We start from the raw sequence: 17,348 nt of genomic DNA on the forward strand, positions 1-17,348 counted from the left end.
ATGTCTCAAACACATATTTCTGGTGCTCGAGTAAAGCTACCTTCAGGAAAAGATGCGGGACTAGTAGATATACTATCTTTCTGCTATGGACTATCCGAAACAGACGTACAAGTACTAGTTGCCTTGGCTAAGGCTGATGCTAAAGGGACTGAGGATCTTGAGGAAGATCTAAAGCTCTCAAAGGCTTCGATCAACAGAAGTTTAAACAAATTACTTGAAATGGGTCTTGTTATGAGGATAAAAGAACCTGGAAATAAGGCTGGGAGGCCAAGATATCTGTATAAGACAAGAGGATATAAGGAACTCAAAGAGAAAATCCTTGAAGATATAAGGAATTGTGCCGAAAGTATGGCAAAGCTCGTAGATCAGGAGTTCAGTATCTCAGAGACCTCGGAAGGTATAGTGAGTGCTCAAAATCAAGATGGATTTATAGAATCTAAGTAGCTATTTTCGAGTAATTTTACCTTCTCAGTTAGAATTCTCTGGATATTGTCCTTATCATGGATGATACCGTTAATTATCACCTTACTTACGTATCTGCCGTCTGCATAGTAAACTAAATGAGAGAAGAGTTTGTCTTGTGAAAGAGGGTAAACAAAATGACTGTCAATCAGAACCAAGTCACCAACGTACCCTTCCTTTATTAACCCTCCTTTAATTCCCAATAATCTATAGCCGTTTATTGTACTAGACCGGAATAGGTCAATTGCTTTGGTTTCCACATTCCAATACATCTGTCTCTGAAGCAATACACCGATTTTCATTTCCTGAAACATGTCTAGTGAATTATTACTTGCTGCACCGTCAGTTCCCAAGGTAATGTTAATACCATTTTTTAGCATTTCTTTAAACGGAAAGCTACCTCCGGTGGCGAGTTTCATATTCGATGTGGGACAGTAAGTAACGGTGGAACCATTTCTCTTAATAGTCTCTATTTCCCAGCTCGCTACCCAGCCTAGATGAACCATCTGAAGTTTCTGGTTAACTAATCCGAGTTTAGCTAGATACTCAACGGGAAATAATCCATTTCTCTCCTTAATAGTATAGAGTTCTTTTCTAGTTTCTGATACGTGTATATGTATCCAAGTTTGTAGCTCTTCGGCTAACTGTTTTGCAATTTTCAGAGTATTTTCCGATACAGCGTAAATGCTATGTACGTTAATTATGGGTACAAAATACTCGTTCTTTTTTAACCTCCTTTGTTTTTTATCGATCTCGTATGGGTCGAATAAACTATCTAAAAAAGTGTATCCTGCAAAAGCTCTTATCTTGTATTTCTCAGCTAGTTCCGCTACTTGATCTGGATTAAAGTACATATCTACAAAAGATGTAGTCCCATTCCCTAGCATTTCGAGAATAGCAAGCTCACTTCCAATTTTCATTAACTCTTTTGTAAATTTGGTTTTCTCAAATTCCCATATCTTGTTTAACCAATCTTCGAGTTCAGCATCATCATAATAACCTCTTAGGACTGTCATCGGGGAATGAGTATGTGAATTTACCAGACCGGGGATTGCAATATAGTCAGAGCAATCTATCTCATCTCCCTCTAATTCCCTACCGATACTTTTAATCCTACCATTCTGAATTACTATATTCTCGTTCTTTCTTATCTCACCGGTAGGATTTACAATATACCTGCAGTTCCTCAACGTATATGTGTTATTACGAATCTCCACTCGTATTCACTTATCTTAATTTTCTCGCCTTCTACCTTTAATTCTCTTTTAAAAAGTGGGGCATACACTACGAATGTCTCGGCCTCTCCTCCCTCGAAAGCCGGATTGAAACCGTATTTTTCAGCGGCTTTAATTATGTTCTCGACGTCTTGGCTTTCTATAACTTTACCCACTAGCTCAAACGGGAAACCGTAAGCAGAGGCGGATGTTACAATAAATTTAAAACCGTCTCTTATTAACTCCCTCATATACTCCTTTTGATCTTTCCTCCATAGGGGCGAGTAAGTTTTCAGTCCAAGTTCTTCCGATATTATATTTATGTTCAGCCTTTGGTAATCCGAAAGCAATGCCCCTGTTATTATTCCCTCTATCCCTTTTACCTCTTTAGCTAATTTTAAAGCTTGTTTTAGATCGTTCAATTCCTTGTCTTTTTCTCCAGATGTATGATATTGAATTATGTCCAGACCTAATACTTCAGCTTGATATTTAGTAAACTCAACATTAGGGACTTGAAACATCCATGAATAGTCCTTTCTCGGAAGGAGAGTTATAAGACAAGTTACTTCAAAACCTTTGAATACACCCCAATGAAGTGCGAAAGTACTATCCTTTCCACCGGAGAAGAGAGTACAAACTCTCATAGCTCATAACAATATATCGTGTGTTCTGTAGGCCCTAATATACCTTCAGCCGTAACTCTTCTTTTTTCAACTAGTCTTAGGTTCGGATATTGAAAATCATTAGAGGCAACCCTTAGTCCTTTTTTACCATTCTGGATTATTAATGGTTCTAAAAGTTCGTTTGTCCTTGTTGATAGGTAAGAGACTAGTATGTCTGTTTTTGGTAGTAAGATCGGGGCTAGAGTCAACATATCTCCGCAAATTATTTCAAATTCTCTGTCGTTATTTTTATAAGCCTCTCTGCATAGTTTTCTATCGATTTCTACTCCTACAGCTAATTTTACATTAAATTCCTCCTTAGCTATTTTCAAAATCTTTCCTATTCCAGCACCTAAATCTAGGACAACGTCATCTTTACCAGCCTTTACACACCTCAACATTTCCCTAGCGACCTCGTCCGGTGTTGGGACAAACGGAACTAACACAAGTAATAATTATTGGAGAACCTTAAAAAGACGAGAATACTAATTTACTTTCACTTGCCCTGATATCCCTGATGCTGAAGTTTAGGTCTAACCATGTGTTAACGTTTTTTATTGCTAGTAAGTTTATCTTATTTACTTCGAGCTCACGTATTCCAACTAAGTATGTTTTCTTACTTAAAGAGAGTAAATCCATCATCTTCTTACATTTACTCAAATTCTGGAGAAGAAAACTTGTACTATAACAAGCCAAAAGGGGCTGGGGCTTGTTAACTAGTACAATCGAGATGTCGAACTCAGTCTTACCGCATAAGAACTCAGCTAAATTACGTGTTACGAACGGAAAATCGCATCCCGTAACGAAAACTTTTGCGGATTTGACGTATTGAATTCCAATCTCAAGTCCCCTAACTGGACCCTTCCGCACATGATCTATGATCTGCCTTCCGTTCAGATTTGCTCTTAACTTATTAGTAATAATTATGGGATTACTAAACTCTTTGCTAACTCTCTGGAGAAAAGTAATACCGTTAAACTCGTGATCGCACTTATCTTCTCCAAACCTCTTAGATTCACCACCGGCTAATATAATCACGTCAAATGAGGAATTGCTGTAACTCAACGGTTTCTCCTCTTTTATACGTTTTATCTCTAGCTAATATACCGAAAGCGTTTGCCTTAGCAAGTTCACTATAAAGACCTGTACCCCACCTCAATGGCTTTGCATATACTCCCTCAGTTCTGAATAAGAAGACGGAATCCATTTTGTGCTTTACGCTTATATCCTGATCAAGGAAATAATAGGAGAATTTTCTCACTTCTTTTCCTATCATTCTCGACAATATATGTAAACCGTGCTCGTGGAATACTGTGACTGCAGAAACCACTTGTCCAGGGAGGTTAATTACTGGAATGTCACCTATCACACCTACCCCTCCTCTTTTTATCACGTTTACAGCAACTCCTTCAAATAGTAATGTACCCATCTCCCTTATTACTTTCTTTGAGTAGTCTTTGTCTCCCATTGAAGACCCGCCAATGAGGACTATATAGCTGCATTCCTCCGAGAGTTTTTTCATAGCGTTAATGATCTCTTCTTTATTGTCCTTGACGACACCAAAGTACTTACTTTCTCCGAATTTTCCTAATAAGTACAGAAGAATGGGTGAAATAGAATCGGGGATCTTTCCAGTTTCATAATAAGGTACTATCTCGTCTCCTGATGCTATGACACAACTTTTCACATTTGCTACATTTATTTCTTTAATCCCTTGTATTGTTAGAATTCCTAGATGGTAAGGAGTTAAAATTTCTCCCTTACTTATTATAAGGCTCCCTTCCGATATGTCTTCTCCTACAAATTTAATGTCCTTTCCTTCGAACACTTCCTCTGTAAACTTAACCCTTTCACCCATTACTTTACTAGCTTCGATTCTTGCTACTGCGTCTGCACCTTTCGGTATGGGGGAACCGGTAGTTACATAATACGTTTCTCCTTCTTTCAGTTCTGGAATTTCAGAAGAGGAGGGATGAAGTGAGCCTACGATTTTTAGTTCTCCATATTTATTGTAGTCGCTAACTCTAAATGCAAAACCATCCATGGCAGAGAGGTTTGTATCCGGTATATTCTTCATTGCATATACGTCTTCGCCTACTACCTTACCTACGGCATCGTATATGCTTTTTCTCTCAATAGGAGCTTTTCTGAAGTCAGTATTATCTATAAGCTTTCTCGCTTCGCTTAACGGTATTAGCATTTATTTTAAAATATGATTGGTTGAAAATAAAAGTTAATTATGAATAAATGCATAATTCAGGTAATAGGAAAGAAGAACTCAGGCAAGACTCTAACGATAGAAAAAGCAGTTAGGGAATTAAAGAGCCTTAAATTATCGATTGCAGTAATTAAGCATTCTCACCACGAGATCGATCTTCAAGGCAAAGACACTTTCAGGTTTTGGAAGGCAGGATCTGATTATGTGGTATTTCTTAACCAAAAAGGCATAATAATGGGCAGGTTCAGTGTTAAGGATGTATTAGAAATAATCCCCGCGGATGTCGTCTTGATTGAGGGTTATAAGGATAAACAGTTTGGTATACTCATTGAGATCACTAAACCGGAGGAATCCGATCTTATTTCACGAAAAATAATTGATTATGTTAAAGAATGCATTACCGAAAGTTATACTCAGGATAAATTGATAGGCGACAATGGAAAAGAACTCGACTTTAAGGATCCGCGTGTATTAACGTTATATAATTTGATGAAAAGCTTAAACTTAAGTGAAGTTAGGATTGATAAAGGGTCATGATGTAATAGCGATAACAGAGGAGTCATATATTACAGATGCCATATTTTTTATGAAGACAAACAAGATAAGAAGGATTGCTGTGCTACGGGACAGGGAGATAATAGGTCTGTTCACAGTAGAGGAAGCGTTATACCACATCTTATATAATGAAGCAGATGAGAGACTTAAGGAGGCAAGGCTTAAACCTGTCATAAAGTCTAATCCATCGTTAGGTGAGATAATTAGGGACATGCTAAGTAACAAAGTAGACGCGGTATTTATAGAAGGAGAGGGTAGGCTAAAGATCGTTACATATAAGGACGTAATAAAAGAGGTAAAGTGGGATAACGTACACGATAGTATATCCTCGATATCTAAACAAGCTATCGTAGTATCCCCTTATGCTAGGATCAGGACAGCAGCTAGCGTTATGATAAATAACGGAATTAGGCACGTCCCCGTATACGAGGGGGATTTATATGGGATAATATCTGCAAGGGATATTGTGTACGGTTACCCAGAATTGGACTTAAATAGTGATGTGAGTAAAGTTATGATCCCTGAAGTTTACAATGTCGCGAGGAATACACCAATTAATGTTGTAGTTAAGGATTTATTAAGGCTAAATATAGGTAGTGCAATTGTGAATAAAAGAGAGATCGTTACTTTAAAAGATCTAATAGAATATGCCTCAAGAAATTTAATAAAGGAATAAAGGTTAATTGAATTATGCTTAATCTTTTTCGCTGTCCTATTGACGGCTCACGCTTTAAGGACAAATGGATTTGTGAGAACGGTCATTCGTTTACGGAAATAGATGGGATAATAGACTTCATGAAGGACGAAAAAGTCGAAAACCCTGACATACTAGAGAGAGTAGCAGGGGTTTATGAGCAATTATGGGCTCCTATTGGTATGTTTTTGACTTCTGGTGGGAAGACATACTCGTCTATAATGAGAAGTTCAGGAGAATATGTATCAGGAAATGTAGTAATTGATATAGGAACTGGTACTGGAAAATTATTCGACTATACTAAATGCGAAGTATGCATCGGAATAGATATTTCGACTAAATTTCTGAGAATTCTGAAGAGAAAACGGAGTAATGTAATAGCAGTTAGAGCTAATGCAAATAGATTACCCTTTGATAACGAGATAGCTGACGGTATATCGGCTATGTTTGTCTTGCATATGATCCCTTCGAAAGCCGTAGTGTTGAATGAAATTTTCAGAGTGTTAAAAGGAAAAGGTAAGTTTGTCTCATCTGTATTAACAGATAATAATTCGTTCAGTAGGTTTCTTGCAAAATGGTGGAAATTAGAACTGTTTCCAGTAGACTATTATATCAAATTATTAAAGGAAGTAGGATTTGAAAAAATAGAATATCAGAAAATCGGTGCTTGGACTTTATTTAAATGTGCCAAGCCTTAAATAGACTCAGGGAGTACAGTAGAAAACTAACACCGTTCAGAGCGTTGAGCATTATTAAGATAGGACTTGTATATAGGAAAGAGTAAGCTAATACATATATTCCGAAGGTTAGGAAGAACAGAAATATTGCAATATTGGTAAATGAGGAGAACTCTCCAGACCCGGTCATTAGAGAGAAAAGTTTTGTACTACCTGTTATAGAGTAAAACAACCTTTCGATACCAAAAAACAACCCTAAAAAGTAAAACGGATAAGGATTTAACGTATATAGAACCTCCGTAAAAGAGACGTGAACTTTTATAATTAATACTAACGATGTAATGAACATTAATGTGCCAATGAGGAGATTTAATCCTCTTTTAGTTATTCTGTTAATTGTTGGATTGGCCATGCTAATAACCCCACCGGTGTTTGACCTAACTCGATATCCAGTAACTCACCTAAAAATATTCCCCCTAAAGTTCCTAGAATTAATCCTGCAATACCAGCTAATTGATAACCTAATAACGCACCTAAACTCCCACCAGTTACTTTGCCTAAATACTGGTCTTCTATTTTGTATATTTTAGCAAAATCATAGCTACCACTCTTCCCTTCCTTTGATAATAAATAAGCAAAATCCATAATTGCTTCTTTCACCTCATTTATATCATTACTTCTATAGACAGCTGTATATTCTTCAATTCCTCTATCCCTCTTAAAGTAAATTGGAATAAATCCAGATTTTGAAAGTGTTTTCAATGAATTTGTAAATTTACCATTACTATTAACTTTAAAAATCACTTTATACATATACTGTATTCTACGTTTAGTAGTAAATATTTTTTCATCTCCGTTTCATTGATACGAAAATAAAACCTTAACCTTTAATTCTTGTTGTTACAAACTTAACTTTGGATAGCTATGGAGACAAATGGAGAGAAGAAAAAATACTATGCTGTTACTGAGATCGAATCGGTAGAAGTTCCCTCTAAATTTAGCAGTAGCAAATATCATGAGCACATTTCATCAGCTATTGATGAGGCTTTAAAAAAGACTGTGGACTATCTAAAAGCTGAGGGTTATGAAGGTAAGTTCAGTGCAAATATCAACGTATTCGTTAGAGAGGACAAATCAGTAAGGTTAATACAAACAGTCAAGACAAAAATAATAGTGAAATAATGGAAACCGAGGAGTTATCGGAACCTCTGGAAAATTATCTGAAAGAAATTTATGAGCTTGAGGAATTGAGAGGCTACGCTAGAGTCTCCGACCTGATTACTATTTTTCAGATTTCACCTGGGACTATAAGTAAAGCTTTGAATAGACTGGAAAAACTAGGATTAATCATCAGAAAAGATAAGAAAATTTTACTTTCAGACGAGGGAAAAAGAATAGCTGAAAGGCTCATCAAAGCTCATAGGCTTTCAGAGAGACTCCTCACTGACATTTTAGGTTTGGACTGGATAAGAGCTCACCAAATAGCTCACAGGCTTGAACATATATGGCCTGACGATGTGTTGGAGAGAATAGATTCAGTGTTAAACTATCCCAAGATATGTCCTCACGGACATCCGATACCAGGGAGAGGAGTTATAAAAGGAGAGATAATGAGTAATATTAAACCAGGGGAGGTAGTTGAAGTTCTAATGATCGTTAAGGAGGAAGAATGGATTCTAGCTAAAGCTAGTGAAGTAGGTCTTCTCCCTGGCAGTAGGTTCAGAATTGTAGAAAAGAAAGATAATGGTGATATAGTCTTAGAGGATATGAGCGGAAAAAAGTACGAAATACCTAAAGTTCTAGCTGAACAAGTGATGGTAAATGGAAAGCCTAACGGAGCTTGAAAAGAAGATATTAGTTCATATTTATAAATACGGCCCAGATAACCCTTGGTATATGGCTAGAAGACTGCTAGGAGAGTCGGGATGGGCACCTAAATATAACGAAGACGAGATCGAGAAAGCGTGTAAAGACCTAGAGGACAAAGGTTTATTACAGAGGTTTCAAGGGGCACTTAAGAGAAGCGTAACATCCTCGGTTAAACCTTGGCTTAAAGTAAAAGCTAAGGAGTTGGATCACAAGCCTAAAGGGATATATTACGACTTAACTAAAAAGGGAAAGAAACTAGCGTCTGAGCTATATAAGGACTACTTTAAGAAGGATTAGAAATGTTTTTGGACAATAAAGTGAAAGAAATTGTGAAAAGAATTCTTGATTATAGTGACTCTTATAAGGCTTTATCAAGCAAGGTAAGAATTTCCAATGGGAAAATAAACGTAGAAGGTTATTCCTTTATAACTCAAAAGCCTCTTCTCGTGTCTGTTGGTAAGTCTGCCTTAAAAATGGCAAAATTTTTCCTCGATAAAATGAAAATAGAAAACGGTATTGCAATTACACCGAAAGGTCACACTAACGTCAAGCTACCCTTAGAGGTGTTAGAATCCTCACACCCGGATATTACAGAAAGTAGTTACGAAGCGGGTAAAAAAGTTATCAATTTGCTATTTAAGGAAGATTACGACTTGCTGATTTTCTTGATCTCTGGAGGAGCTTCAGCTCTAATGGAGTATTCAGACATTTCTTTAAATTATCTTAAAGAAATTAATAATGCTCTGGTTACATCGGGTTTAAGTATTGAAGAAATAAACATAGTAAGAAAACACCTTTCTCTCATTAAGGGTGGTTGGTTAGCGCAGTACTCGAAATCTCCTATTTTAACGTTGGTTGTCAGTGATGTACCTGGAGGTGATCTTTCGAGCGTAGGCAGTGGGCCTACAATTTTAGACTTCTCTACAAAAGAGGAAGCCGAGAGGATTATGAAAGATATAGGCTTAGAGAAATATATGGGGTTTCTGAAAGAGACGCCAAAGACGTTAAAAGTAAAAAGCTACACCTTTAAGATTCTCGACATCGAAACTGTGTTAACGAGATTGAAGTCTGACATAGAGAATTCAGAGATGTTAAGCAGCGAAGTGAGAGGCGATGCGTATTCGTTTGGTGTTCAATTAGCAGGCATAGCGAATACTCAGTTCAGGGTTTCGAACGGAAGAAAAGTCTTGTTATTGGGGGGCGAACCCGACGTAAAGATAACAGGGGAACACGGAAAAGGAGGGAGAAACGGTGAAATTTGCTTGGGCTTTCTTAAATATATTAAAGCTAATGCAAGGCTTTATGCCATCGCCACTGACGGTATTGACGGAAATAGTGAATATGCAGGTTGTTATGTGGATAACGAGCTAAAAATTAACAGTGTAGATATCCATAATGCGTTAATAAATCATACGTCTTATGAACTTCTTGAGAAATACGGTGTCACAATAAAAACTGGTTTTACAGGAGATAATGTTAACAATGTGTATATATTGGATATAGGGGATTAAATTCGAACAAATTAGAATTAAAATTTTCTATGTAATTTCTACTTAATTTTTATCCCTCAGGTAAGAAATATTACCTCTGTGTTTTTTTTTAAAAATTTTTTAATTCAACAAAGATTCAAAAAAATGTTAACTATACTTTATCTACTTTATAATATTTAATCTTTTCCTAAAGTAATATTTATTAATAGTAATATCACTATTTAGTAATATGAATAAAGGAACAAAAATTGCTAAGGCCATATCTTCTTATATAATAATAGCAATAGTCCTTATAGCGGTAATAGCAATATCAGGTATTTTATTACTATATTACCCAACTAGAAGTTCTAGTATTTCTACAACATCGTCAACGTCATCTACTTATTCCTCTATGATGACAACTAGTTCAACTACCTTTACTTCATCCGTTACAACACCTTCAACGGCTAACAATAATACTGTCGTAGTTTATGTCGCTGGGGCTTATAAAGCGATATTTGATTTTTTGGCTAAACAATTTGAGAAGCAATACGGTATTCCAGTTGATATAAATCCTGGTGGTTCTTTTGGGTTAGCGGCTGAAATTGCCCAAGGAGCTCCTGCAGATGTCTTCGTTCCAGTAGCTTATATTCAGGCTGTTGAGTTAGAAGGGCAGAATAATCCGGGTTGGACAATAGCCTTTATATCAGACCAGATGGCTCTAGTGTATTCTAATTATACTACGATGAACCCATATTGGAACCAGTTATACAGCAACTACACTATGGCAATGGAGACTAACAGTACTGAGTACTGGTATAACTTCTTCTATCTACTAACTACTAAGTTTAGTTTAGGTATATCCAACCCGAGCTCGGACCCAGAAGGATTATACGGTTATCTGATCCTAAAAATGACTAGTTACCTTTATGCAAATAAGTCCTTCGATTACTTTATACACTTAGCTAATGAAAGCAATGTAATTCATAGTGCGCCTAATACTGCTGACTTTGTAGCCCCATTAGAGGCTGGAGAACTCGACTTCGTCTTCTCCTATAAGTCCTATGCAATATCTCAACACCTAGACTATTTGCAATTACCACCATGGCTAAGCTTCGGTTATTATCCTAACGAGACAAGTTGGTACAGCTTCTTCTTCTACAAAATAACTGTAAACGGACAGACTCTAAAGATATACGGTAACCCAGTGTACTTATATATGACCATACCGAAGAATGCACCAAACCAACAGTTGGCATTACAGTTCATACAATTTGTAATTAAAAATGTCAATGAGTTAGCAATGTTCGGTGTGACTCCTATAACTCACCCAGTTTTGTTCTATGAATCGCCATCGGATGTACCACCACAAATTATGAAATTATTGAATGAGGGAGTATTAACGTATGGTGGTAACTTCACGGCTGTTTAAAGTAATATCTTTATTTCTATCCCTCCTCTTAACAATCCCTATAATATACTTAATAGTTTACGGTTACGGACCGTTTTATGTTAGATCAATCGCATTTGGAAAAGCATTAATAAGCTCTATAGAACTTTCCTACCTTTCCTCCTCCGTCGCAATAGTCGTTATAATCTTCTTGTTTACACCCTTGGCTTACTTCCTGGCCAGAAATAGAAACCCTATAATAGAAAGTATAGTAGACATTCCGGCTTCAATACCTCATCCGCTCGTTGGAATAGCTTTGGTGTTCATAGATAGTCCCACCAACATAGTAGGTAAGTTCTTGTCTTCTCACGGTATCAATTTCTACTACTCGTATTTTGGGCTTATCCTAGCCTTAATAATAGTCTCAGCCCCCGTGTATATCCGTTCGATGCAGAGTTTCTTCGAGAGCTTACCATTATCATATGAACAGTACGCTATGAGTTTGGGTTACTCTGAACTCAGAGTTTTCTTCAAAATGATCTTTCCTATGTCTGTTGGTGGAATAATCTCATCAGGACTAACTTCAATGGCTAGGGCGATAAGCGAATTCGGTTCTATTGTAATCGTAGCCCCGTTCGTTCAAGGATGGATCTTTAACGGAGATTGTGTAGCCTCAGTATACATTTACAATGAGTATCAGACGTATTTTAATGCGTCCATAACTGCATCAGCGACTTTGATTCTTTTCTCCTTAATACTACTAGCTGTAGCCAGAGTATCTAGGTTCCTTCTCATTAAAAAGGGATACATTTATTACTAATCAACTTGATTTCATACTAAATGAAGAACCCAACCTTATCTGAACTAGTGATGAAAGGGTTGTTCAACGGATGGCGATAAAGTTGATATGTAGAGAGATAGAATGTGTTGAAGGGGTAGTAAGAAGGATATTGGAGGAAAACGGCTATACCTTTGATAATGTTAAAATTAACGTTTCAGATATGCCCTATAACGAACTAGCTAGATTTGACGGAAGTAATATATACGTTAATTCTGTAAAATTCAAAAGTTTCGCTACACAAGTCGGAGGAGATTCAAAGTTTATATCAGCGTATCTAACAGTAGTGTCACTCTACGCTGTAATAAATGACAAACAAAGGCTGAGAGAGTTAGTTAAAAGAGTGTTTGGAGATAAATCTCTCGAATACACTATTTTCAATTTGTTATTTGACTAAACTCCTTTTATCTATTGCTTTTAAGGCTTGAGACACGAAATCGCTTACAACCTTTTCTGGGTCTTTAGCTTTCATTACAGCACTTGCCACTCCTATTCCGTCAGCACCAAGCTCTATAGCCTTGTATACATCTTCACCGCTTGTAATTCCAGCCCCTGCAATAAGGTAAACACCCTTAACTTTCCTTATTTCATCTACCGCTCTTGTAATAACTTCAGGTTTTGCCTTAGAGACCGCGACTCCGCTACCGATAAGTTCCGGAGGTTCGATAAGTATCGCATCAGGGTTTAATATTCCCATAGAATGAACTAATTCGTATCTATCTACACAAACTACACTTTCCAACCCTAATCTTCTCATCCTTATAATTGCATCGTGGATTTCGTCTAACCTAACTCTCCTTTCGCTGTGGTTTAATAACGAGCCCTTCCCCCCTGCGTCCTTTACCATCTCAGGAAGAATCGATCCAGTTTTAGCACCGTGATCCAATCCATCAACATGTTGTGCATATACTGTTAGTTCAGTTTCTTTACTAAGCCTATGTATCATTGTTGCTGGAACGGAAACTATTATAGGAACTCCGTACTCCTTACTTACCTTCTCAATCTTCTTAGAGATTTCCATCCCTTTTTCTCCGTAAGAATTCTCATATGCCTTGTAATTTATTAAAATAATTGGCGGTTTCATAACTTTAAATAAGGGGATTAATATTGAAACTTTGCGGAATAGATTTAGCTGTAAAGAGACCTTCAACAATCGGAGTCCTGAACGGAAACACAATAGAAGTTTATGAGGGGAACGAAGACCTCATTCTTCAGCTTTGTGCTACTTCTGAAATAGTGGCTATAGATTCTCCATTATCTTACAGTAAAGGATTTAGAGATGTTGACAAACAGATGATCAAACGAGGTTATCGTGTGTTACCACCGAGTTGGATGGAGAGCCTCGTGGTCAAGGCAATTAAGCTATCAAGGATGTTAAAGGGGAAAGTGATTGAGACTCATCCCACTTCATCTCTTAAGAATATTGGTTTAGATTGGAGGAGATATAACGTTAAGAAAGATATAATAGATGCTGTGGTTGCTGCTCTAGTTTCGTTATCTTATATGAAGGGTGAAGCAATGGAAATCAGAGGTTCGGACGGAGTTATATATCTACTTCCTAAGAAAAAGATAGAGATATCTAAATTGTCCGAAAATGTTTTTACATTCCTAGAATAGCTTATCTAATTCCTCTATTAATTTATATATTTTGCTGTAAAAAAATATGGCTATAAGTGTACTAATTAAGATTGAGATAATTATATCGAGTAAAGGTGAGACGGCTATTGTCCTTGCTAGTAATACAGTATAATTAATCATTATCAGCAGAAAAATCCCCCACATGAATATTTGTATCATTAGCCTAAACTCTTGATTTTGAATTTTTCTAGTATAGTAAAGAATGAAGAGTATCAGTAAAAATGGAGTCAGCACTAGTAAAGACAATGAAAACAAGGCTAAGTAAGGAGAAAGAGTAGCTATTAAGTCGGCTAAGTATATCGAACTAAAAGTCAATGTTATACTTAGGATTGAGAATTTCAAGAATGACGTGAGAATTTCTGGTGATTTAAATGTTATATGACCCAAGTTTTTAACTAAGCTATCGAATCTATCTAACCTTAACCTTAAATACATCTTACTTATAGTCTTTAGGACTATCTGGTTTCTAGAAGTTAAAACGCTAGCTATTGTAGAGGATACAGCTACGAGTACTGTCGATATGTTATAAATTATCGTAACGGGAAGTCCTAGCTGTAACGCGGTAAGAGATATAACTATTCCGAATTCACTTAATGAAGTCATAAATAATCCAGTTCGATAAGCCCTCAAGAAATCGACTCCTGAAAACCAATAGGCAGTGCTAAAGGCAAAGAGTTTTGTTAAAACGAGAATTATGGAGATCAGTATGTAATACGATATAAATCCAGAAATTTTGAGATAACTTCCGGCTATAAAGAAGAAGAAAATTAGGGTAAAGTCAACCAAAGGTTTCATATACCTTATTATCTTCTCAGGATCTGTTGACGCATAAGAAGTACCTATACCCAGTAAAAAGTTAGCTAACGTTGAAGGTAAGCTTAGTATGGAACTTAGTAAGTTGAATAAAAAGACGGATGCTACGCTAGATAAAATTACAGACTCATCAGACTTTGCATACTGTAATGTCGGGTTTATGAGAACTTTTGACACAACATAACCAAGCGCTAATGAGGAAAGCGAGGTGATGAGTAGATTGAATATATTCACGTTTCCTGAGGTCATAATGCCTAACGCGACGAAAGCTAATGTGTCTTCAAGTGAGGCAACAGAGAGAATAAGTTTGAAGTCGTTTTCGTCTAGCTTACCTTCCCCGAGCTTAAATGCAATTGATGTACTGGTGTTAAAGCCTATTACGGTAAGTAAAAGAGTTTGGGTTAAAGAGAGTTTGATCGCTAAACCAACTATAGAAATTACAATATAAACAATTAGAAATTCTATAATCACTATGAAAAGTGCCCTTCTGAACATCTTCTTGAGATCTACGAGGTTAACGGAAACTCCCATTTCAAATGACAATAAGTTTACAGCGAGAAAGGAGATAAACTGGAATTCTGGATTATTATAATTCAACCCTAAGAGTTCTCCTATTAGACCGGACACAAGGTATGCGAGAACGGGGGATATCCTAAGCCTTCTCAGAACTAAACCGGAGAAAGTTGCTATGACCAGCGTTAGTGTAAGGATTGTATTAGTGCCTTGTATCATGAATAGTAATATCGATTTTATAAGTATATAAGTAAAAAATGGTTGATTATAATGGTCGTTGTAAGAGTTGAGAATGTAGAAAGCGAGGCTTTAAGAGATAACCCTTTAAAAGATCCTAATGTGAGGAAGGTCGTTCACATAGTCTCCGACGATATTTCTAAACCCTTGATAGTTGTCTATCTAAGCGGTTTTCTATCTTCTTCCATTTCGTTATTGAACTACGATCCTTTAGGGGAAAACATTGTAGAAAAGATAGAGAGGCTTTCTAAGGAGGATAAAATAAATAATACAGTGGTAATACTCCCAGATCTCTTTACCAAGTTAGGCGGTAATCAATATATAAATTCTACGGCAGTAGGCCTATATGAAGATTTCTTAGTTAAGGAATTAATACCCTATCTAAAAGAAAAATACGACAGTGACAAGATAGTTCTAATGGGCAAATCTTCTGGCGGTTACGGTGCAATAGTACTAGGAATGAAGTATCCCGGTCTAATTCAAGGAATAATTGACCACTCAGGTGATGCTTACTTCGAGTACATTTATATTCCTATGTTTCCTTCCGTAATCAGAACCCTGAGAAAATTCAGGGACTACAAAGACTGGCTACAAAAGTTTTGGAGTAAGGAGAATAAGAAAGAGAAAGAGGATTTAAACGTACTAACCATAGTAGCAATGGCTGCATTTTACTCACCTAAGGGCGATTATATCGAGTTACCCTTTGAAACGGAAACAGGTGAAATTATAGAAGAAGTTTGGAAAAAATGGATAGAGAAGGATCCAGTGAGAATGGTAAACCGGTATCACGAGAATCTGCGAAAACTCAGGTTGATCTACCTTGATGTGGGTTTAAGGGACGAATTTAAGATTAATTTCGGTATGAGGATTTTACACGATAAGATGAAAAAATTAAACGTCCCTCATATCTATGAAGAATTTGAAGGAGGACATTTTAACACTAGTTTTAGATATGATGTATCTTTATCTTTGGCGAGTAGAGTATTTAATGAAGAAGGTAATGAGAATTGATAATACGCTTTCAAAGGACGGGGGACTGTTATTCGTTAACTGATGTCGTTACAGAGAGTATAGGACAGTGTGAAAGGTACGACGTAATCGTCATAGAAAAATTAGAGAAGGAAGTATTGGACAAAATAAAGGGAACCAATATCAAAATTTTCGAATGTGATGAGGGAGAGGAAAAGTGTATAGAAAAAATAAGAAATTCAGTGTATAGAATTACAAAATCATGTAAATTTACATGAACTACAATAGCCTCCCTTAAATTCAGTCCAATCGGTAGAGAAGTAAAACTCGCAACGTACATTTTCTCCGCTCAGAACCTTTGATAACCATATTTTATCGTCAGCCCACATCTCCTCATAAATGGGTTCCTTTAACCACATAGGTATAGCCTCATCAGTTTTACAGCAGTTATGGGAATCTTAGGGAGGTAATACCAAGAAGTCGGTATTAGCGAGAAGTTTTTAATTTTAGACGTCTTCATACTGAAAAGATGTCAAACGGAAAAGGACAAATCGAGTTAGCTAAGGAGAAGTTGGTCAAGGCAGTGAACAAAGTCCTGGGCATAGTGAGGAGGAACGAGAGGAGCAGGAGGGTAGGACTAGCACTAGCCCTCATGACCCTGCTAGGCGGTAGGGCCAGCGTGAAGAATGCTGCTGAGACGTTCGGGTTAGACTACGCAAACCTGCTAGAGGCGTTGGGAGAACTCGAAGACGCGTGGAAGGACTACTTGAAGGTCCTGTCGGGGCTGGTGAAGGGTGAGGTAGCTGTAATCATAGACGACACCGTGGACCACAAGGAGTACTCCAGAGGGAAGGACGTGAGCCCCCACGGGAACTACTGGATCTACTGCCACGCCCACCGGAGGTTTGAGAAGGGCGTCCAGCTCCTCACGGTCGCCATAGTGGACCTCTCCACGGGCAGGGCGTTCATGGTAGGAGCCTTCCCCTACGCCGTGAGGAAGATGTTGGACTTGGGGATGGTCACCGAGTTCAAGACCAAGATCGACTTGGCCAAGGAGATGTTGGACGTGCTCAAGGGGTACTTCCGCGTGTCCAGGGTAGTCTTCGACTCGTGGTACTGGTCAGAGAAGC

General features: G+C 37.3%; 23 protein-coding genes and 1 pseudogene. 14 read left to right on the plus strand and 10 right to left on the minus strand.

The window, feature by feature from the left end:
- A complete protein-coding gene (lrs14, locus tag WIW72_RS10095; RefSeq protein WP_337702476.1) occupies window positions 1-444 on the plus strand; it encodes an HTH-type transcriptional regulator Lrs14 in 444 nt (147 codons plus the stop codon).
- Here lrs14 and WIW72_RS10100 read toward each other — a convergent pair.
- Genes WIW72_RS10100 through WIW72_RS10120 form a run of 5 tightly spaced genes read right to left on the minus strand, consistent with a single transcriptional unit; the run spans window position 417 to window position 4,538 of the window.
- Window positions 417-1,679, minus strand: coding sequence for an amidohydrolase (locus tag WIW72_RS10100; RefSeq protein WP_337702408.1), 1,263 nt, complete (start codon window positions 1,677-1,679; stop codon window positions 417-419). The genes lrs14 and WIW72_RS10100 overlap by 28 nt on opposite strands.
- Window positions 1,649-2,320, minus strand: coding sequence for a diphthine--ammonia ligase (locus WIW72_RS10105; RefSeq protein WP_337702406.1), 672 nt, complete (start codon window positions 2,318-2,320; stop codon window positions 1,649-1,651). Before WIW72_RS10105 ends, WIW72_RS10100 begins: the two co-directional genes overlap by 31 nt.
- Complete coding sequence (locus WIW72_RS10110) at window positions 2,317-2,784, minus strand: class I SAM-dependent methyltransferase (RefSeq protein WP_337702404.1); 468 nt, start codon at window positions 2,782-2,784, stop codon at window positions 2,317-2,319. Before WIW72_RS10110 ends, WIW72_RS10105 begins: the two co-directional genes overlap by 4 nt.
- A 22-nt stretch (window positions 2,785-2,806) precedes the next feature.
- Window positions 2,807-3,403: a molybdenum cofactor guanylyltransferase gene (mobA, locus tag WIW72_RS10115; RefSeq protein WP_337702402.1), complete on the minus strand. Its 597-nt coding sequence runs from the start codon at window positions 3,401-3,403 to the stop codon at window positions 2,807-2,809.
- Window positions 3,378-4,538 carry a molybdopterin molybdotransferase MoeA gene (locus WIW72_RS10120; protein WP_337702400.1) on the minus strand — a complete coding sequence of 387 codons (1,161 nt, stop codon included), beginning with the start codon at window positions 4,536-4,538 and terminating at the stop codon, window positions 3,378-3,380. Before WIW72_RS10120 ends, mobA begins: the two co-directional genes overlap by 26 nt.
- A 39-nt stretch (window positions 4,539-4,577) precedes the next feature.
- Between WIW72_RS10120 and mobB the strand changes: the two genes are divergently transcribed.
- The 3 genes from mobB to WIW72_RS10135 are packed head-to-tail and all read left to right on the plus strand — an operon-like array spanning window position 4,578 to window position 6,503.
- Window positions 4,578-5,093, plus strand: a complete 516-nt coding sequence (gene mobB, locus WIW72_RS10125; protein ID WP_337702398.1) for a molybdopterin-guanine dinucleotide biosynthesis protein B — start codon at window positions 4,578-4,580, stop codon at window positions 5,091-5,093.
- Window positions 5,065-5,787: a CBS domain-containing protein gene (locus WIW72_RS10130; RefSeq protein WP_337702395.1), complete on the plus strand. Its 723-nt coding sequence runs from the start codon at window positions 5,065-5,067 to the stop codon at window positions 5,785-5,787. The genes mobB and WIW72_RS10130 overlap by 29 nt, the downstream gene beginning before the upstream one ends.
- Window positions 5,788-5,801: 14 nt before the next feature.
- Window positions 5,802-6,503 (plus strand): class I SAM-dependent methyltransferase, encoded by a 702-nt coding sequence (locus WIW72_RS10135; RefSeq protein WP_337702394.1) that lies wholly within the window; start codon window positions 5,802-5,804, stop codon window positions 6,501-6,503.
- On the opposite strand, the gene WIW72_RS10140 is transcribed toward WIW72_RS10135, so the two are convergent.
- Both WIW72_RS10140 and WIW72_RS10145 read right to left on the minus strand, forming a co-directional pair.
- Window positions 6,484-6,894 carry a hypothetical protein gene (locus tag WIW72_RS10140; RefSeq protein WP_337702392.1) on the minus strand — a complete coding sequence of 137 codons (411 nt, stop codon included), beginning with the start codon at window positions 6,892-6,894 and terminating at the stop codon, window positions 6,484-6,486. The genes WIW72_RS10135 and WIW72_RS10140 overlap by 20 nt on opposite strands.
- Window positions 6,867-7,295, minus strand: coding sequence for a hypothetical protein (locus WIW72_RS10145; protein WP_337702390.1), 429 nt, complete (start codon window positions 7,293-7,295; stop codon window positions 6,867-6,869). The genes WIW72_RS10140 and WIW72_RS10145 overlap by 28 nt, the downstream gene beginning before the upstream one ends.
- 111 nt (window positions 7,296-7,406) lie before the next feature.
- On the opposite strand from WIW72_RS10145, the gene WIW72_RS10150 reads away from it, so the two are divergent.
- The 7 genes from WIW72_RS10150 to WIW72_RS10180 all read left to right on the plus strand — a co-directional run bounded on the left by WIW72_RS10150 (window position 7,407) and on the right by WIW72_RS10180 (window position 12,445).
- A complete protein-coding gene (locus WIW72_RS10150; protein WP_337702388.1) occupies window positions 7,407-7,664 on the plus strand; it encodes a hypothetical protein in 258 nt (85 codons plus the stop codon).
- A complete protein-coding gene (locus WIW72_RS10155) occupies window positions 7,664-8,326 on the plus strand; it encodes a metal-dependent transcriptional regulator (RefSeq protein ID WP_337702386.1) in 663 nt (220 codons plus the stop codon). The genes WIW72_RS10150 and WIW72_RS10155 overlap by 1 nt, the downstream gene beginning before the upstream one ends.
- On the plus strand, window positions 8,304-8,648 hold the full coding sequence (locus WIW72_RS10160) for a DUF2250 domain-containing protein (protein WP_156007693.1): 345 nt from the start codon (window positions 8,304-8,306) through the stop codon (window positions 8,646-8,648). The genes WIW72_RS10155 and WIW72_RS10160 overlap by 23 nt, the downstream gene beginning before the upstream one ends.
- A gap of 2 nt (window positions 8,649-8,650) precedes the next feature.
- A complete protein-coding gene (locus tag WIW72_RS10165; protein ID WP_337702384.1) occupies window positions 8,651-9,862 on the plus strand; it encodes a glycerate 2-kinase in 1,212 nt (403 codons plus the stop codon).
- 208 nt (window positions 9,863-10,070) lie between these two features.
- Window positions 10,071-11,252 carry an extracellular solute-binding protein gene (locus WIW72_RS10170; RefSeq protein WP_337702382.1) on the plus strand — a complete coding sequence of 394 codons (1,182 nt, stop codon included), beginning with the start codon at window positions 10,071-10,073 and terminating at the stop codon, window positions 11,250-11,252.
- Window positions 11,227-12,030: an ABC transporter permease gene (locus tag WIW72_RS10175; protein ID WP_337702380.1), complete on the plus strand. Its 804-nt coding sequence runs from the start codon at window positions 11,227-11,229 to the stop codon at window positions 12,028-12,030. Before WIW72_RS10170 ends, WIW72_RS10175 begins: the two co-directional genes overlap by 26 nt.
- 70 nt (window positions 12,031-12,100) lie before the next feature.
- The gene (locus WIW72_RS10180; protein ID WP_337702377.1) at window positions 12,101-12,445 is read left to right on the plus strand and encodes a hypothetical protein; all 345 of its coding nucleotides are present in this window, start codon (window positions 12,101-12,103) and stop codon (window positions 12,443-12,445) included.
- Here WIW72_RS10180 and tpiA read toward each other — a convergent pair.
- Window positions 12,434-13,132 carry a triose-phosphate isomerase gene (tpiA, locus tag WIW72_RS10185; RefSeq protein WP_337702375.1) on the minus strand — a complete coding sequence of 233 codons (699 nt, stop codon included), beginning with the start codon at window positions 13,130-13,132 and terminating at the stop codon, window positions 12,434-12,436. The two genes, WIW72_RS10180 and tpiA, sit on opposite strands and share 12 nt — an antisense overlap.
- 23 nt (window positions 13,133-13,155) lie before the next feature.
- Here tpiA and WIW72_RS10190 point away from each other — a divergent pair, with 23 nt between their 5' ends.
- Complete coding sequence (locus WIW72_RS10190; RefSeq protein WP_337702373.1) at window positions 13,156-13,665, plus strand: DUF429 domain-containing protein; 510 nt, start codon at window positions 13,156-13,158, stop codon at window positions 13,663-13,665.
- Here WIW72_RS10190 and WIW72_RS10195 read toward each other — a convergent pair.
- Window positions 13,657-15,231: a cation:proton antiporter gene (locus WIW72_RS10195; protein ID WP_337702371.1), complete on the minus strand. Its 1,575-nt coding sequence runs from the start codon at window positions 15,229-15,231 to the stop codon at window positions 13,657-13,659. The two genes, WIW72_RS10190 and WIW72_RS10195, sit on opposite strands and share 9 nt — an antisense overlap.
- Before the next feature lie 51 nt (window positions 15,232-15,282).
- On the opposite strand from WIW72_RS10195, the gene WIW72_RS10200 reads away from it, so the two are divergent.
- Window positions 15,283-16,260, plus strand: coding sequence for an alpha/beta hydrolase-fold protein (locus WIW72_RS10200; protein WP_337702369.1), 978 nt, complete (start codon window positions 15,283-15,285; stop codon window positions 16,258-16,260).
- 218 nt (window positions 16,261-16,478) lie between these two features.
- Here WIW72_RS10200 and WIW72_RS10205 read toward each other — a convergent pair whose 3' ends face one another.
- Window positions 16,479-16,637, minus strand: a complete 159-nt coding sequence (locus tag WIW72_RS10205) for a hypothetical protein (protein ID WP_337702367.1) — start codon at window positions 16,635-16,637, stop codon at window positions 16,479-16,481.
- 110 nt (window positions 16,638-16,747) lie between these two features.
- Here WIW72_RS10205 and WIW72_RS10210 point away from each other — a divergent pair.
- Window positions 16,748-17,348, plus strand: a pseudogene (locus WIW72_RS10210) (IS701 family transposase); the annotation flags it as partial.

The sequence above is a fragment of the Stygiolobus sp. CP859M genome, assembly GCF_037389975.1.
Classification (GTDB): Archaea; Thermoproteota; Thermoprotei_A; order Sulfolobales; family Sulfolobaceae; genus Stygiolobus.

Excerpts from the sequence above, each read along its gene's own strand:
- WIW72_RS10135 (WP_337702394.1), top strand. The coding sequence starts at position 5,802 with ATGCTTAATCTTTTTCGCTGTCCTATTGACGGCTCACGCTTTAAGGAC.
- WIW72_RS10165 (WP_337702384.1), top strand. The coding sequence starts at position 8,651 with ATGTTTTTGGACAATAAAGTGAAAGAAATTGTGAAAAGAATTCTTGAT.
- WIW72_RS10150 (WP_337702388.1), top strand. The coding sequence starts at position 7,407 with ATGGAGACAAATGGAGAGAAGAAAAAATACTATGCTGTTACTGAGATC.
- lrs14 (WP_337702476.1), top strand. The coding sequence starts at position 1 with ATGTCTCAAACACATATTTCTGGTGCTCGAGTAAAGCTACCTTCAGGA.
- WIW72_RS10205 (WP_337702367.1), bottom strand. The coding sequence starts at position 16,637 with ATGTGGTTAAAGGAACCCATTTATGAGGAGATGTGGGCTGACGATAAA.
- WIW72_RS10160 (WP_156007693.1), top strand. The coding sequence starts at position 8,304 with ATGGAAAGCCTAACGGAGCTTGAAAAGAAGATATTAGTTCATATTTAT.
- WIW72_RS10105 (WP_337702406.1), bottom strand. The coding sequence starts at position 2,320 with ATGAGAGTTTGTACTCTCTTCTCCGGTGGAAAGGATAGTACTTTCGCA.
- WIW72_RS10155 (WP_337702386.1), top strand. The coding sequence starts at position 7,664 with ATGGAAACCGAGGAGTTATCGGAACCTCTGGAAAATTATCTGAAAGAA.
- mobB (WP_337702398.1), top strand. The coding sequence starts at position 4,578 with ATGAATAAATGCATAATTCAGGTAATAGGAAAGAAGAACTCAGGCAAG.
- WIW72_RS10145 (WP_337702390.1), bottom strand. The coding sequence starts at position 7,295 with ATGTATAAAGTGATTTTTAAAGTTAATAGTAATGGTAAATTTACAAAT.
- WIW72_RS10195 (WP_337702371.1), bottom strand. The coding sequence starts at position 15,231 with ATGATACAAGGCACTAATACAATCCTTACACTAACGCTGGTCATAGCA.
- WIW72_RS10140 (WP_337702392.1), bottom strand. The coding sequence starts at position 6,894 with ATGGCCAATCCAACAATTAACAGAATAACTAAAAGAGGATTAAATCTC.
- WIW72_RS10120 (WP_337702400.1), bottom strand. The coding sequence starts at position 4,538 with ATGCTAATACCGTTAAGCGAAGCGAGAAAGCTTATAGATAATACTGAC.
- WIW72_RS10175 (WP_337702380.1), top strand. The coding sequence starts at position 11,227 with ATGGTGGTAACTTCACGGCTGTTTAAAGTAATATCTTTATTTCTATCC.
- WIW72_RS10170 (WP_337702382.1), top strand. The coding sequence starts at position 10,071 with ATGAATAAAGGAACAAAAATTGCTAAGGCCATATCTTCTTATATAATA.
- WIW72_RS10180 (WP_337702377.1), top strand. The coding sequence starts at position 12,101 with ATGGCGATAAAGTTGATATGTAGAGAGATAGAATGTGTTGAAGGGGTA.
- tpiA (WP_337702375.1), bottom strand. The coding sequence starts at position 13,132 with ATGAAACCGCCAATTATTTTAATAAATTACAAGGCATATGAGAATTCT.
- WIW72_RS10200 (WP_337702369.1), top strand. The coding sequence starts at position 15,283 with ATGGTCGTTGTAAGAGTTGAGAATGTAGAAAGCGAGGCTTTAAGAGAT.